At 62.1% G+C, this 13,867-nt stretch carries 16 protein-coding genes; 6 read left to right on the forward strand and 10 right to left on the reverse strand.

Annotated elements, in window-relative coordinates:
- Position 1: 1 nt before the first annotated feature.
- The 3 genes from HFO71_RS31350 to traA are packed head-to-tail and all read right to left on the reverse strand — an operon-like array spanning position 2 to position 5,044.
- On the reverse strand, positions 2–1,165 hold the full coding sequence (locus HFO71_RS31350; RefSeq protein ID WP_168257338.1) for a conjugal transfer protein TraB: 1,164 nt from the start codon (positions 1,163–1,165) through the stop codon (positions 2–4).
- A complete protein-coding gene (gene traF / locus HFO71_RS31355) occupies positions 1,155–1,721 on the reverse strand; it encodes a conjugative transfer signal peptidase TraF (RefSeq protein ID WP_168257339.1) in 567 nt (188 codons plus the stop codon). Before traF ends, HFO71_RS31350 begins: the two co-directional genes overlap by 11 nt.
- Positions 1,718–5,044, reverse strand: a complete 3,327-nt coding sequence (traA, locus tag HFO71_RS31360; protein ID WP_221978059.1) for a Ti-type conjugative transfer relaxase TraA — start codon at positions 5,042–5,044, stop codon at positions 1,718–1,720. The genes traF and traA overlap by 4 nt, the downstream gene beginning before the upstream one ends.
- 254 nt (positions 5,045–5,298) lie before the next feature.
- Here traA and traC point away from each other — a divergent pair, with 254 nt between their 5' ends.
- The 4 genes from traC to HFO71_RS31380 all read left to right on the forward strand — a co-directional run bounded on the left by traC (position 5,299) and on the right by HFO71_RS31380 (position 8,622).
- Positions 5,299–5,595: a conjugal transfer protein TraC gene (gene traC / locus HFO71_RS31365; protein WP_183856169.1), complete on the forward strand. Its 297-nt coding sequence runs from the start codon at positions 5,299–5,301 to the stop codon at positions 5,593–5,595.
- A 4-nt stretch (positions 5,596–5,599) separates the two neighbouring features.
- Complete coding sequence (gene traD, locus HFO71_RS31370; protein ID WP_183856171.1) at positions 5,600–5,815, forward strand: type IV conjugative transfer system coupling protein TraD; 216 nt, start codon at positions 5,600–5,602, stop codon at positions 5,813–5,815.
- Positions 5,802–7,733, forward strand: a complete 1,932-nt coding sequence (gene traG / locus HFO71_RS31375) for a Ti-type conjugative transfer system protein TraG (RefSeq protein ID WP_221978060.1) — start codon at positions 5,802–5,804, stop codon at positions 7,731–7,733. The genes traD and traG overlap by 14 nt, the downstream gene beginning before the upstream one ends.
- A gap of 439 nt (positions 7,734–8,172) precedes the next feature.
- Complete coding sequence (locus tag HFO71_RS31380) at positions 8,173–8,622, forward strand: thermonuclease family protein (RefSeq protein WP_221978061.1); 450 nt, start codon at positions 8,173–8,175, stop codon at positions 8,620–8,622.
- A 229-nt stretch (positions 8,623–8,851) separates the two neighbouring features.
- Here the strand turns inward: HFO71_RS31380 and HFO71_RS31385 are convergent, their stop codons facing one another.
- The gene (locus tag HFO71_RS31385) at positions 8,852–9,169 is read right to left on the reverse strand and encodes a hypothetical protein (protein ID WP_163928109.1); all 318 of its coding nucleotides are present in this window, start codon (positions 9,167–9,169) and stop codon (positions 8,852–8,854) included.
- A gap of 441 nt (positions 9,170–9,610) precedes the next feature.
- Between HFO71_RS31385 and HFO71_RS31390 the strand changes: the two genes are divergently transcribed.
- Positions 9,611–9,919, forward strand: a complete 309-nt coding sequence (locus HFO71_RS31390; RefSeq protein WP_221978062.1) for a WGR domain-containing protein — start codon at positions 9,611–9,613, stop codon at positions 9,917–9,919.
- Between the two features lie 65 nt (positions 9,920–9,984).
- On the opposite strand, the gene HFO71_RS31395 is transcribed toward HFO71_RS31390, so the two are convergent.
- The 3 genes from HFO71_RS31395 to HFO71_RS31405 all read right to left on the reverse strand — a co-directional run bounded on the left by HFO71_RS31395 (position 9,985) and on the right by HFO71_RS31405 (position 11,254).
- Positions 9,985–10,158, reverse strand: coding sequence for a hypothetical protein (locus HFO71_RS31395; protein WP_168257345.1), 174 nt, complete (start codon positions 10,156–10,158; stop codon positions 9,985–9,987).
- A gap of 291 nt (positions 10,159–10,449) precedes the next feature.
- Entirely contained in the window at positions 10,450–10,620 is a 171-nt protein-coding gene (locus HFO71_RS31400) for a hypothetical protein (RefSeq protein WP_221961049.1), read from the reverse strand.
- 322 nt (positions 10,621–10,942) lie between these two features.
- A complete protein-coding gene (locus HFO71_RS31405; RefSeq protein WP_221961050.1) occupies positions 10,943–11,254 on the reverse strand; it encodes a DUF736 domain-containing protein in 312 nt (103 codons plus the stop codon).
- A 457-nt stretch (positions 11,255–11,711) separates the two neighbouring features.
- On the opposite strand from HFO71_RS31405, the gene HFO71_RS31410 reads away from it, so the two are divergent.
- The gene (locus HFO71_RS31410) at positions 11,712–11,888 is read left to right on the forward strand and encodes a hypothetical protein (protein ID WP_204339740.1); all 177 of its coding nucleotides are present in this window, start codon (positions 11,712–11,714) and stop codon (positions 11,886–11,888) included.
- Positions 11,889–11,894: 6 nt separating this feature from the next.
- Here HFO71_RS31410 and HFO71_RS31415 read toward each other — a convergent pair whose 3' ends face one another.
- The 3 genes from HFO71_RS31415 to HFO71_RS31420 form a co-directional block, all read right to left on the reverse strand.
- Positions 11,895–12,821 carry an ArdC family protein gene (locus HFO71_RS31415; protein WP_221978063.1) on the reverse strand — a complete coding sequence of 309 codons (927 nt, stop codon included), beginning with the start codon at positions 12,819–12,821 and terminating at the stop codon, positions 11,895–11,897.
- 68 nt (positions 12,822–12,889) lie between these two features.
- Positions 12,890–13,012 carry a hypothetical protein gene (locus tag HFO71_RS36250; protein ID WP_260684809.1) on the reverse strand — a complete coding sequence of 41 codons (123 nt, stop codon included), beginning with the start codon at positions 13,010–13,012 and terminating at the stop codon, positions 12,890–12,892.
- Between the two features lie 115 nt (positions 13,013–13,127).
- Positions 13,128–13,712 (reverse strand): hypothetical protein, encoded by a 585-nt coding sequence (locus tag HFO71_RS31420; protein ID WP_221978064.1) that lies wholly within the window; start codon positions 13,710–13,712, stop codon positions 13,128–13,130.
- Between the last annotated feature and the right edge of the window lie 155 nt (positions 13,713–13,867).

Here is a 13,867-nt window from a genome sequence, read left to right on the forward strand (position 1 = left end):
CTCAGGTGTTGAAGGCAATAACAATCGGTTTTGCGAAGAGCTTTGACCACGCTGTAGTGGCAGTTCGCTGGATAGCAACGATTGATGTCCCTTCGGTCCACCACCCGTTTCCGACAGCAACAATGAGGTCCGGATCGTGCAGCATCGACTGAAGCACCGGCCAAACAATCAGTTGCTCGTAGCAGATCAGCGGTGCCGCGCGGCTGGCGCCGATGGAGACGACCGGGTTCGCGAAGAAATCCGCCCGAGCACCACCACTCTCCCCAAACCAGGATCGCCACGGCTGCCACATCGAACCGGGAACCGGCATACGTTCGCGATAGAGGATGTGGCCGCCCCTCCCGTCGACCGCGACCAGAACATTGTCGTAGCCCCCAGCATCGACCATCGCCGCACCGGCGATCACCGTCCCATCATCATCCCTGAAGGCGTTCGTCCAAAGCCGCGCCACGGTCGGTGTCCAGAAACCGAGCGCAGTTTCCGGCAGCACCACAAAACGGGCCCCATCGCTGGCCGCGCCACGCACCGTTGCGATCATGTCACGCTGGCGTTGAAGCCCGGGCTCCCGACCGAGCGAAGCCCCCATATCAAGATCGACGCCGCGCCAGCCTTCCGGTAGTTTCGGGTCGGTCCAGATTGCGGCGGACCACAGCCAAGGGCCTGCGAAGGCGATGGCGACAGCTGGCCAAATGCGGGTTACGAGACCCGCAAGGCCGGCTGTCATGAAGCCAAGTCCCCACCATCCCCATCCCGGAAACAGAACACCCGCGGCGGTGACAGGATGCGCCCAGCCCGTGATGCCGAACGGCGGGACGGCCATGACGGCTGCCGCAAGGAGGTAGCGAAACGGACGCGCGCGTCCGTTCATCGTCCAGAAGAGCGTATGCACGGCAACGAAACTCATAGACGCACCCAGCCAGAGCAGGAGGCCTGGCCAGATATCCGACGAATAAAAGGCGGCAACGCCTTGTGGCAGACCCCGGGACGCGGCCAGGAAGTATCCGCTGGAGACAAGTGCCGCGACCGATCTCGTTTGCGAGATCGACCAAAGAACCGGAAACCCGAGCGCGACGGGTAGGAGCAACACATGGCCGCTCCAGCCCACCACGCCGATCGCGATCGAAGCGAATATCAGCAGCGCCGGCTGAAGGTAATCACGGCACATAGGTGAACACCTCCTGCGCCAGCCCGAGAATGCCGGAGATCGGCACCGGGCCAAAATATCGGGAGTCATAGGAGCCGGGGAAGGCGGAATGCAGGAAGACATATCCTGGCGGTATGATGCCGCTCGGAAACGGCGTCAACGGCCGGCCTTTTCCATCTCGTAGTGCGAGACTGGATGAGGAAACCACCCGCCCATCCACTCTCACGTCGACGCCGATTTCGACACGCTGTCCTACAACGGCGATCACTGTCTTGATCAACGGTGCGACGTCGCCCGGGCAGAAACCGGAACGGAGATAGCCGCGCGCTCGCGCCTCCCGCATTTCCGCGGTTGCCGGTGGGCAGATGAACACCAGGTCATTGACAGCAACGGGACGATCGAGCGGAACAATGCGCCACAGGCCGAGTGGCTTGCTCGGTGTCAGATTGACGCGGTAACCGCCGGCGAGGGCGGTGCCGATCGCCAGCATGGCGACCAATGCGGCAACCAAAATGATCCCAGTCGCTTGTCGTTGTTGCGCGGTCATCGCCTGGCGCGTTCCAGCTCCCGCCGTCATTTCAGCGAGAGTCCTTGGCTCCTAGTTTGCCGCAGCGTCTCGGCCTGCTTCAGCGCTTCGGTCGTTCGTTCATGAGCAGCCAGCTGCTGAACCGCCCGCATGGCGTCCCAGGCGTTCCGGACCTCGGCCTTCTGGCCGGCCGTCATGCCTGCCGTGACGGTCTCGAAGGTCTTGCCGTCAGTGTCTTTCGCCGCCAGTGGCAGGAACGTCCGTTCCCCGAAACGTTCGGAAACCGCCTTGGCGAAACCTTCCAGTTCCGCTTTCACCATTTTGTCGGCGAGCACGTATTCGAGGCTTGCGGACAAATCGTTGCGATCGATCGCATCGCGCACCCGTTCGAGCGTTTGCTTGGCAGATGGGGAGAGCGCCGGGACGTCGACCGAAACCTTGAGCCGGACCGCGCGCTCCTCCGTCTCATGTTTCAATTCGGCCTCGGTCCGCTCACGAAGATAGCGTTCCAGGTTCCGGCCGAGCGCCGGCACATTGGCGCTCGCTCTTTCCCGATCCTGCTTGTCGGCACGGCTGGCGAGAAGACAGGTCTTGCCCTTGAGCGCGCCAAAGCTCTCTGGCTCTCCGGCAATCCTTGCCAGGGTGGACTGCGCGACCGACTGGTCCTTGACCATGGTGTCGACGTCGATCGCCTTGAAGGCAGCTTCCGGCTGCGCATAGACGAGCTGGAAGCGGGTTGAGACGTCTTCCCATTGCTTCTTGAGCCCGGGATCGGCGGCGAGCTTGTCTTCGACCGCCTGATCGAACGATTTCGGGAAGGTGGTGATGCCTGATACCATGGGCTTGGCCTCCTTGATTGTATCCGGGATGGATTGCTCGTTGCTGCTGCGGACCAATCCGAGCGTCGCACCGATTGCGACTAGACGGGCGCGAAGGTCGGAGAGTTTCTGTTTTTGCCGAACGGCCCATTGGAGGCGATCGTGTGCGATCGTGCGGGCGACGTTGACAAGATGAAGGCCGCGGGCTTCCGCGAAGCGCAGCGCCTGGCCGTAGAACGACCCCTTCTCGTAATCGAGGGTCGTCTCCTTGGCGTTTTGGCGAGACAGGATCGGGACGAGGCCGCCGGATTTGGCGAAGGAGCGTCGGCCGTAATAGACGGCGAGATCCTCGCGATGGCGCGTCATGGCCACATAGATGAGATGCTTGTCCAATGAAAGGGAAGCAAGCACCTTCACCCGATCGACGGTCGCGCCCTGGCTCTTGTGGATCGTTGTCGCATAGCCGTGATCGAGGTTGTTGTAGAAGCGCTGCTCGACCGTGACATGGCGACGATGGTCCCCTTCGCCGATCTCAGCAACAATCCGTCCGGGTGCAGCCTCAAGCACCTTCGCGAGCATGCCGTTCTTGACGCCAAGGCTGCCCTCGTTCTTTAGAAACACGATTTGGTCGCCGATCGCGAACATGCGGGTTCCGTCCTCGGCCTTGAAGGCAAAGCCGTCTGCGACGACGCCGCGCTCGACCAGCTTGGCGCGGGCCATCTCGTTCAACATCCGAACGTCGCGGCGTAGATGTGCGAGGATCAGGCTGGTCTTCGAAGGATCGTAATCGCGATCCCAATCGGCGATCAGGCTTTCGACCGCCTGCGCCTTGAGGTCCAATCCTCTCACGTGCCCATGGGCACGATAGGCATCGACCGCTTTGCCGCCGTTGCCCCGCGCCAGATCGAGTGAAGCGTCCCGCATCCATTGCTGGCGCTGACGATAGATCGTCTCGAGTTCGGCATAGCCGATGCGAGCCGCAATCGCCCGGAAGGCAGCTCCCGCTGCGATCGGCTGGAGCTGTTCGGGATCGCCGATCAGAACGAGTTTCGCTCCCGCCTTGGTGACGGCTTCGACGAAGAGCGCCATTTGCCGTGACGAGACCATGCCGGCCTCGTCGAGGACGAAGACCGTCCTGTCGTCGAGCTGGTTGCGGCCCTGGTTCCAACGAAGTTCCCACGATGAGAGCGTACGGGACTGAATTCCGCCTTCCTTCTCCAAACCTTCGGCGGCTTTGCCAGCCAACGCTCCGCCGACCACACTATAGCCGGCCGTTTCCCACGCCTCGCGCGCAGCCTTCATCATCGTCGTCTTGCCGGCGCCGGCGCGGCCGATGACGGCGGCAATCCGTTCGCCGCCAGCGACATGCTCGATCGCCGCCCGCTGCTCGTCCGACAGACGGGAATGGCGCGCAAAGGTCGCTTGCAGCACCGTCTCACGGACGCCATGGGAGGTGCTGCCGGAGAGCCAGATCGCGCGATTGGCCATCTCGGCTTCAAGCCGGATCATCCCCCGCGTCGTGTACTTGGCTGGTGTCCGAATACCAGTCGCAAAGTTGATCCGCTCACGTTCGAGCCGGAGTGCTTCCGGACTTTGCAGAATGCGGACCATCAGACTTTGGAACAGAAGGACATCGTCGATATAGCGATACAACACCTTCGCAACATCGCGTTCGTCGAAGACGCTCTTCTCCCGCGTGATCAGGTCGAGCACGATCTCCGGACGGCGCTGGATGCGGCGGGCGTTCTCCCTGCGGCGCTCCTCCTGAAGCCCGACGCGTTCGAGTTTGGGAGTCGAGGTCTCCGACTTGTGGTCGGATTGCTCGGCCTTGCGCTCGATGGCTTTGGCGCCGACGCCGAGGTGAATGGTTGGCTCGAGGTCGATACCCTGCTTTTCGAAGGAACGGCCATCAATGCGGATTTCGAGGCCGGCAAGCGCCAGATGTTTGTTCTGGCAGGCAAACCAGCCGTCGCGAAACGCATTGAAATCCTCAGTTCTGCCGGCCCATAGCTCATAGACGATCTTGCCGGCATCATTGCGGATCGGCTTGCCGTCCGGGGCGAGAACCGCGACCTTCTTTGAGCCGAACCCGTCCTCGGTGAGCGGCCGCAATGTCGTCATCAGATGCACATGCGGATTGCCTGGGGCGTCGTGATAGACCCAGTCGGCGACCATGCCCTTCGCGGTGATGTGGCACGCCACAAAGTCGCGCATGAGCGCGATGTTCTGCTCGGCCGTCAGTTCGAGCGGAAGGCCTATGGTGACGTCCTTGGCGAGCTGCGCGTCGGATCGCTTCTCGAAGCCCTCCACTTTGTTCCAGAAGGCTTCGGATGCGCCGGCGACCGAGCGATCGGCAATCATGCTGCGCACCCATTCCGGCGCGTCGGCAGGGATCACGAACTCCTCATGCAGGAGCCCCTGCTTTCGCGTGTAGTCGATCGTCCGGGCTTCCCGCTCAAACTCCATCTTAGCGCAGTGCCGGTAGGCCGCCGACAGGACGGCGCTGCGGCCTGAGCCACGGGCGACGACGCTGACGGAGAAGTGAGGGACGGCCACGGCGAAGTTCTCTCCCGGTTGCAAACGAAATCAAAGGGTTCGTCGGGAGCGGCGGCCCCGCCAGGCACTCTCAGCAACACGTCGCGCCAGCGACGTATAATTGCGCCCTTGGAAGCCGCTCCTTCGGAACGGCCGGGATCATCCACCAAAGCATCGCCCTTGGCGATTGTAGGATTCACAGTAGTGCGTTCGCTACTTAAGTTCCGGAAACTGGCTTCGAAAGACAAGCTTTCTCACCCAGGGAGACAAACGGAATGAAGAAGCCATCCGCGAAGATCCGCGACGAAATTGCCAAACTGCAGGAGCAGCTCAAGCTCGCCGAGACACGGGAAGCGGAACGCATTGGCCGGATCGCGCTCAAGGCAGGCCTCGGCGACATCGAGATCGACGAGGCGGAGCTTCAGGCAGCGTTTGACCAACTGAGCAGGCGATTTCGCGGAGGGCAGGGGGGTACGACCGGAGGGAAAAAGGGCGCAGGCGATAGCAGCGGTGCAACGTCGACCACGGCGGTCGCGTCTGGCGCGGCTGCGGGCGGCACTGGCGAGGCTTGAACGGATGGTGAGGACTTTGACATCCGACGCCCGCAAGAAGGACACGCGCGAAAAGATCGAGCTCGGTGGTCTGATCGTCAAGGCCGGTCTGCGCTACGAGAAGCGAGCGCTGGTGCTGGGCGCGCTGATCGATGCAGCGCGCCGCATCAAGGGTGACGATGGCGAGCGATCCAGGCTCACCGCACTCGGCGTGGAGGCGTTCGGCAATGACGATCAATAGGATTGCGCTCGTCGTCGTGCCGGCGGCGTTGATGATCCCGGTCGTTATCGGAATGACCGGGATCGAGCAGTGGCTTTCCGGTTTCGGTAAGACCGAGGCCGCGCGACTTGCATGGGGGCGGGCAGGGATCGCGCTTCCCTATCTCGCAAGTGCGGCGATCGGAATCTTGTTCCTGTTCGCGACCGCCGGCGCGATCAATATCAAGCAGGCAGGTTGGGGCGTCGTTGCGGGATGCAGCGGGACGGTCCTGATCGCGGCACTTCGCGAGACAATACGCCTTTCCGCTTTCATGAAGACGGTACCCACCGACAAGACGGTCTTGGCCTTTCTCGATCCGGCAACGTCGATCGGAGCGAGTGCGGCCCTCTTATGTGCCTGCTTCGCACTCCGCGTCGCGTTCATCGGCAATGCGGCATTCGCAAGGGCCGAGCCGAAGCGCATTCAGGGCAAGCGGGCGCTGCATGGCGAGGCAGATTGGATGAAGCTCACAGAGGCGGCAAAGTTGTTTCCCGATGCTGGTGGCATCGTCATCGGCGAGCGCTATCGGGTCGATAAAGACAATGTCGGCGCCCGAGCGTTTCGCGCCGACAGCGCCGAGACCTGGGGCGCCGGTGGCAAGTCGCCGTTGCTGTGCTTCGATGGCTCGTTCGGCTCGTCGCACGGGATCGTCTTTGCCGGTTCCGGCGGTTTCAAGACAACGTCGGTGACGATCCCAACGGCGCTCAAATGGGGCGGCACGCTGATCGTGCTCGATCCATCGAACGAGGTCGCACCGATGGTCTCCGCGCATCGCGGCGGAGCGGGGAGGGACGTATTCGTTCTCGATCCGAGGAAACCGGACATCGGCTTTAACGTCCTGGACTGGATCGGCCGTTTCGGCGGAACCAAGGAAGAGGATATTGCCTCAGTGGCCTCATGGATCATGAGCGACAGCGGCAGTGCGCGTGGTGTCCGTGACGACTTCTTTCGTGCATCGGCGCTGCAGCTTCTCACCGCGCTGATCGCCGATGTCTGCCTGTCGGGTCACACGGACGAGAACGAGCAGACGCTTCGGCAGGTGCGCATGAACCTCTCCGAACCTGAGCCGACATTGCGCAAGCGGCTGCAAGACATCTACGACAATTCGGGTTCGGATTTCGTGAAGGAGAACGTCGCAGCCTTCGTCAACATGACGCCGGAAACCTTCTCCGGCGTCTATGCCAATGCGGTCAAGGAAACGCACTGGCTTTCCTATCCGAACTATGCCGCCCTCGTGTCGGGACGGAAATTCTCGACCGGCGACATCGCGGCTGGGAATACGGACGTCTTCATCAACATCGACCTAAAGACATTGGAGACCCACTCGGGTCTTGCGCGGGTCATCATCGGCTCGTTTCTGAATGCGATCTACAATCGCGACGGACAGATCAAGGGGCGCGCGCTGTTTCTCCTCGATGAGGTCGCCCGCCTCGGCTACATGCGGATCATCGAGACCGCGCGCGACGCCGGACGCAAATACGGCATCACGCTGACGATGATTTACCAGTCGATCGGCCAGATGCGCGAAACCTATGGCGGCCGCGATGCTGCAAGCAAATGGTTCGAGAGTGCCAGCTGGATTTCGTTCGCCGCGATCAACGACCCCGAGACCGCCGATTACATTTCTCGACGTTGCGGCATGACCACGGTCGAGATCGACCAGGTGAGCCGCAGTTTCCAGGCAAGGGGATCATCGCGGACGCGCTCGAAGCAGCTCGCTGCCAGACCACTCATCCAGCCCCACGAAGTCCTGCGCATGCGTGCCGACGAACAGATCGTGTTCACCGCAGGAAACGCGCCGCTCAGATGCGGACGAGCTATCTGGTTCCGGCGCGGCGACATGAAGGCATGCGTCGGCACGAACAGGTTTCACATGATCGGCGATACGCCAACTGCATGATCCAAGCCGGCGCGCAGTGCAAACAAGCAAGGCTGATCCAGGAAAATGAAGAGTATCGGAGAAATCAGCATAGCGACGCCCGACGGGCGGGATTTCGGGAATTCTCGTCGTGCGACGGGCGGGAAACAGAGCAGCCGCAGGAGCCTCAGCATAGTGGCCCCAAAGGGGAGGCGGGATCGACTGCTCCCCGCCCCTCGCACACCATTTTGGCGGCCACACCGCAGCCCGCAGCCAGGCTCCTCCGTAAACGCAGATGAAACCGGGTCCGACATAGGCTGAGGCGAAACGAGGGGATCGTATAGTGGTGAAATCGAATATAGTTCCGTTCAGAAAGCCGCCGAAGGCCGGACGCGCCCGCGATCGGCAGCGCGCGGGCGGAGGACTGGCAAGATCTGAGCGGATCAGACGGCGTAAACGCTCGGCGGCAGTTCTATGCACTGTGATCATTGCCGTTGGAGGTTGGCTTGCCTATGGCGGCAACGAAGCTCTCCCTGGTTTCGGCACTTTGGCCAAGACACCGACGACGGATTCATTGTCGGCGGCATTTTCGATCTGCGGCGACAGCCACCGGACGAACTGCGTCGTCGATGGCGACACCTTCTGGTTCGAGGGCGAGAAAATCCGCATCGCCGACATCGATACGCCTGAACTCAGCCCGCCCCGCTGCGAGGCCGAAAGGATCAAAGGTGAAGCGGCAAAATCCCGGCTGCTGGCGCTGCTCAACGCTGGGAAGTTCTCTCTGGCGGCCGGGTTCCGTGATGAAGACAAGTACGGTCGCAAACTTCGCACCGTGTCTCGCGCAGGCAATTCGCTGGGCGACGTCTTGATCGGCCAAGGGCTCGCCCGATCATGGGATGGTGCCCGACACGGCTGGTGCCAAGGCGGGTGACAGCGAACCATCGCTTCCCCGGCACGGGAGAAGGATAGGGGTTTGGGGAAAGGGAGGAGGGAACCGTCCCCTTTCCCCATGGGAGGAAGTTTGAAGGAGGGGCGTTGCCGTTCCTTCATGGGGTGAGGTTTGAGAGGGGCGGCAGAGCCCCCCTTTCATAGCCGCTCCGGCTGGAACGGCTCACGCGAAGTCAAGGACCAGAGGCGGCAAGCCGCCTCTGGTCTGGATCTCAATCAGCGGGATCGAAGAAGGGCTCTTTGTCCTCCAGGCCGATATGCCATCGTTTGTCGGACCACCTCGACGGGAGGTAGATCTCGTCGCCGCCAGAATGCGCAATGATGATCTTGCCGGCTTCGTGAAACAATCCGAAATCGACCTTGTTGTCGATTGCCCAAAGCAGCGCCGCTGACAGAAACTCGCGCGAGATATCGGCGGGAAGATGCACCTCCGCGTCGAAAACTCGGCGCAAACTTTCAAGCCAATTCGACTGTTGATCCGACCGCTTCTGATCTTCGCCAACCAGGTGAGTATTTTGATGCTTTGCCATCAGAGTCTCCTTTTCGTTTCTGACGAAAGGTGTCTGCGCCGTAGCCGTGAGGGGTCAGGGACCGCGGAACGCGGCCGCACTGCGGCAAGCGGAGGAACCGATTTTCTCTGTGCCGCTTGCGGCGCTGGGAAAATTGGAGGGGCCGCGATGTCCTTGACGCCGGAACGACGGGTGCAAAATGGGATGTCAGAGAGAGATTAAACCGCGTCCTGAAAGGACGCGACCGCTTGCCAGCACCGCTGGCCATGGGACGTTCCGGCCATATCCCATTACGATAGCAGGCACAGGAATGCGTCTTGCCGCGAGAGGATCGTAACCCGCCAGGGCGCAGACCGCGTGCGGGCTTGGGTCGCAGCGCGACTAGAGCCGTGCGCCGTCGGCGCCTCGCCCGACACGCCATTCTTCACGAAAATGAATCGGTCGCACTTGTAAGATTCACATATGTCGTTGGACGTGGCGGCGACGTGTGGCGATCATGCCGGCATGATTTCGCAACCCTACCAGCTCTACGTCGAACGAATGGACCCAGCCAAGAACATGGCGCGGTACTATGCCATGGAGATCGAGCAGACGATGTTCGGAGAGGCTTGCCTGATCCGGCGATGGGGAAGGATAGGCAAGCGCGGGCAGGAGAAACAGCATGTGTTCGAACGGGAAGAAGAAGCGGTTCACTTGTTCCTTGAGCTGTTGAAGCAAAAACGTGCTCGCGGCTATCGGCCCAGAACAACTCTGCGATATTTGCAGAGCTGACCCCAATCGTCTCCGATCTCTCAAATGGCGAAACAGGGGCCGCCGAAGCGGCGCCTGTTGGCGCGTTATTCTCGCCGGTTCCAGTCGGTCTCGAACGACGCCTCGATCTCGACGAAGAACGGGATCTTGATTGTGAGCTTGAGACCGAGTTTCCCCTTGCGGAAGAAGTGACAGATCACCTTGCCGAGGACGCGGAGCCGACGGCCGGTGGCGGTGAGGAATTGAGCGAGCTGTTGCACGGTATTTTCAGCCTTCGAAATGCGGACATTGCGGGGATGGGCCGCATGACGGACAAGGAGGGGCGCACCTGAAAGGCCGAAACGGAGGTGGAGGACCTGCCGGCGTCTGAATTTTGCTCCCGCGAGGAGCCGCAACGCGGCGGGGAAATTCTGGCGCCGGCCGGTTGCGGCGCGACGGACGGAATGCAGCATCCCCATGTCGATGACAGGAGATCGAAAGGAAAGTTGCAGCGGATCGCTCCTCTCGGACCTGCGAAAGATACCGTCCAGAGTGCTGGTGATATGCCGCCCTCAAGAGGGCGGGTCTTCGGAAAGAAGAGCATCAAGCTCTGCGTTGGCAAAGGCAAGCTCCTGCCTCGCGCCGGCCAGAGCCGCCTCGATCTGAAGGCGCTCGTCCCAGTCCGCGCAATTCGCCAACTCGGCCCGCAGTTCCTCGATGTGCTGTTCCAGGGAAAACGTCATCGTCTCATCTCCTTGAGTTCGTGAAAGACGATCCCCGGCACCGGGGAGGTGACGACGGGGTCAAGGATCGCGACAGCGACCGGCAGAGCCGGGGAGTGGGGGAGCCGATTTGCGCAGGCTGCCCTTGGGGCAGCTGGAGTAAATTGGGGGAACCGCTCATCCTTGGGGCCGTCGTCGCCGACCGGTATCCTCGACACGATCTGAGCCGCTCACCCCCTCTCGTATGGCACCAAAAAAGCCGGACCGGGCTCGATGCCCGATCCGGCTTTGATATTTCGGCTGATCAGCAGGCCCCGCCTGGTAGCGGGGCCTTGTTGGGACCTCAATCCCGGTTTGGGCGGGACCAGATCAGCTGGTAGCCGTCCTCGCCTTCGACCTCGGTGAGCGTTGCGTAGATCGGCGTCGGGAAGCTCGGGTCATCCAGCTTGACCGAGAGGTAGTCGCGGTCGGTCTCGCTGGAGCGCTTCTGCCAGGCCGCACCCAGCTCAACGTTGCCAGCGTAGATGCGGAAGTGCGGACCTTTGTCGGAGGGGTTGTCGACGCGGGCGATGCGGGCCTTGACGTTGAGTGCGAGGGTGCGGATCGAGCCGGAGAAGCCATTTTCGGTGGAGGTGAAGGTGCCGATGGTAGCCATTGTCTGTTCCTTTCGGTTGTTTCGGGCCGCGCCCTTCGCGGCCTCGATGGCTGTCGCAAGGATCGGGGACGATCGGACCGCACCCCGAAGGGGCTGAAACGACGTGGAGGGCGGCCGGGAGCGGCTTTGTTATTGCGCGAGGAATGGGCGCGCAGCGCTCAGGGGAAGAAAGTTGCGGACGGCCGTTGCGGGAGAACGATCGAGGCGAAGCCGGTCTCCGATCAGACATGCCTCATCGAGCCCGCGGAGGACGTGGCCTATGACAGCAGTGGGAGGAACTTGGACATGGCGGCCCTCGTCAGCGCGTTGCCATGTCGGAACATCGCGGCCGCGATCCCGTTGCTCTGTCTCGGTGTCACAGCGCTGATATTGCATGCGACAAACTCGGCCGACCGGGCAGTTGCCTCCTGCCATTAACGCGGTATCGTGCGCTTGCGATTCGTCGCCTGGAGGATCTATGCGTCAGCAGACAAAGCCGTTTATCGTCGAAATCAAGCAGTCCCGAAAACTGAAAGCCACCGATCCAAGACCATCGATCTGGGGGAAACTGGACCTCACGTCCGATCAGCACACGCCGGCGGAGAAAGAGCCGAGAGACCTGTCGGCCGTTGCGGGTGACAACGACCGACCTTGACGTCTCCTACGCAGCCGCTTTCTCATCGACCTGCTTCGGCTGGAGTCCGTGCAGGAAGCTGACAGCACGCTGCGCATGCGCTGCCGCCTGAAAAATAGCCCGCCTGTCGTCGGAGAGGACCTTCAGCCACGAGCCGAGATAGGACGCATGGTCCGGCCGTGGCTCCAACTCCGGCACGATTCCGAGATCAGCGCAGAGGAAGCAGCTTCCAAGTTCGGCGATCAGCTCTTCGCGGGCGCGCTCGCTCTTGTCTTTGGCATATCGGCTGAGATCGCGGCCGACACGATCGGGGCGCGCCGTCCAATGGCAACTTTCGTGACTCAGCGTTGCTACGTAGGACGCGGCGTCGCGAAACGTCTCGAACGGCGGCATCTGGATGTGATCCGTGACCGGCGAATAGTAGGCTTGCGGGCCGCCATGCCGAATGACGGCCGCCGTGTTCCGGAAAAAGCGATCGGCGTGCTCGACTCGCGCGACAGGATCGAGCACCGGCGTCGGTCGGTGATGATAGTATCCGGGCAGCCCGTCGACCTGCTCGATATTGAACACCGTGTATGCCTTCAGGAACGGGATTTCCCGGTCGACTTCTCCACCATTGCCGTCCGCCTCGGACTTGTTGAAGCGGCTGGCGAAGACGACCGTCGCACCGGTTTCGCCCCTGCGCACTGCCGCTCCCAGTTCGAGCGCCTGCTTGAACGTCATCCACATGGGTGAGGTGAAGCCGCGCGCCATTGCCTCCGACCATAACAAGAGAATGTTCATGCCCGAATAGGGCTGACCGTTGTGGCGTAGCGGCCGGGTAATCCGGCCATTGGTGTTGGCCGCGTGCCATGGCTTCATCCAGGGTTTTACGCCCTTCCCGAGATCTGCGACGATCCGGTCGGTGATCCGCGCATAGATGTCGGCGCGTTCGCCTTCGGCTTTCCTGCTCATGTCATTATCCTCCGTTTTTGAGGCCGCGCCATCGCGGCCCCGTCGCGGAGGTCCGAAAGCAGGAGCGATCAGGCGGCTCGCCGCACCGGAACGGCCGGAACGGAGTGAAGGACGGCAAAGCCGTTGCGGCGGGCAACCGGCTCCTGCAGGACCGCCGACCGGGACGGGGTGGCGTGGCGAGCGGGGTCCATGTTCTTCCTCTCCCTTCCTTCTGATGACCTGGAAAAAGGCCGGTCCCAAAGGAACCGGCCTAATGATCAGGGAGAGGGAAGAAAGGGCGGAGCCGAAGCTCCGCCGACAAGCGGCTCAACCGAGAGCTGCCATCTGCGCCTCGGCCGCCTTGTGGTCGAGCGACTGGCCTGGGTTTTCGACCGGGCGGTCGAAAGGCTTCCAGGCTTCGCCGATGACGTGGCTGTAAGCAGCGACTGCACCTTCAGCGGCCATCCGCAGGGCGTGGGACTGTATGCCCATGTCCGCGGCGAATTCGCGCTTGCGCTGGGCGGCGCTTTCGTAACCGACCGGGCCGTCGAGGTCCTCGTCGCGGGCATCGTTTGCTGATTTCGCGGTGGCGTCACGCGCCTCCGATACCGCGCGGCTGTAGAACTGGCCGGCTCCGTGCGCAGAGCCGACATAGGCCCCGACGATACGCTGGAGATGGATCTGCATCGCTTTCTCGCCGAGACCGTCCGAGAGGCTGTCGGCGGTCGCAATGATCAGGCGCTCGTGGAGCTCACGGATGCCGTCGCTGTCGACCACCGCGGTCCCGAAACTCTCGGCGATCAGCATTGCCTGCGCGGTGTCCGGGCATGTGAGCCTGACCATTTCAAGGGTGGCGCCCTTTCGGAGCGGCACGACGCGGGTGGATTGGCGATTGGTTGCGGGCTTGGCCATGGGATCTTCCTTTCGTGGTTTTCACCGAAGCGGCTCCAGCTCCTGCCGGTCTGCCCTTCGATGCGGTCGACAGGAACCGGTTGAGGACGGGCGATTTCACAGGTCCGGGACGGCCGGGCGAGCGAAACGGGTTTGCGGACAAGCGGGATAAAGTG

This window comes from Rhizobium laguerreae (assembly GCF_019778565.1).
GTDB classification, from domain to species: Bacteria; Pseudomonadota; Alphaproteobacteria; order Rhizobiales; family Rhizobiaceae; genus Rhizobium; species Rhizobium laguerreae.

Bases quoted from the DNA above. Each gene is read 5' to 3' on its own strand.
- HFO71_RS31350 (WP_168257338.1), bottom strand. From the start codon at position 1,165: ATGTGCCGTGATTACCTTCAGCCGGCGCTGCTGATATTCGCTTCGATC.
- traF (WP_168257339.1), bottom strand. From the start codon at position 1,721: ATGACGGCGGGAGCTGGAACGCGCCAGGCGATGACCGCGCAACAACGA.
- traC (WP_183856169.1), top strand. From the start codon at position 5,299: ATGAAGAAGCCATCCGCGAAGATCCGCGACGAAATTGCCAAACTGCAG.
- traD (WP_183856171.1), top strand. From the start codon at position 5,600: ATGGTGAGGACTTTGACATCCGACGCCCGCAAGAAGGACACGCGCGAA.
- traG (WP_221978060.1), top strand. From the start codon at position 5,802: ATGACGATCAATAGGATTGCGCTCGTCGTCGTGCCGGCGGCGTTGATG.
- HFO71_RS31385 (WP_163928109.1), bottom strand. From the start codon at position 9,169: ATGGCAAAGCATCAAAATACTCACCTGGTTGGCGAAGATCAGAAGCGG.
- HFO71_RS31390 (WP_221978062.1), top strand. From the start codon at position 9,611: ATGTCGTTGGACGTGGCGGCGACGTGTGGCGATCATGCCGGCATGATT.
- HFO71_RS31400 (WP_221961049.1), bottom strand. From the start codon at position 10,620: ATGACGTTTTCCCTGGAACAGCACATCGAGGAACTGCGGGCCGAGTTG.
- HFO71_RS31405 (WP_221961050.1), bottom strand. From the start codon at position 11,254: ATGGCTACCATCGGCACCTTCACCTCCACCGAAAATGGCTTCTCCGGC.
- HFO71_RS31410 (WP_204339740.1), top strand. From the start codon at position 11,712: ATGCGTCAGCAGACAAAGCCGTTTATCGTCGAAATCAAGCAGTCCCGA.
- HFO71_RS31415 (WP_221978063.1), bottom strand. From the start codon at position 12,821: ATGAGCAGGAAAGCCGAAGGCGAACGCGCCGACATCTATGCGCGGATC.
- HFO71_RS36250 (WP_260684809.1), bottom strand. From the start codon at position 13,012: ATGGACCCCGCTCGCCACGCCACCCCGTCCCGGTCGGCGGTCCTGCAG.
- HFO71_RS31420 (WP_221978064.1), bottom strand. From the start codon at position 13,712: ATGGCCAAGCCCGCAACCAATCGCCAATCCACCCGCGTCGTGCCGCTC.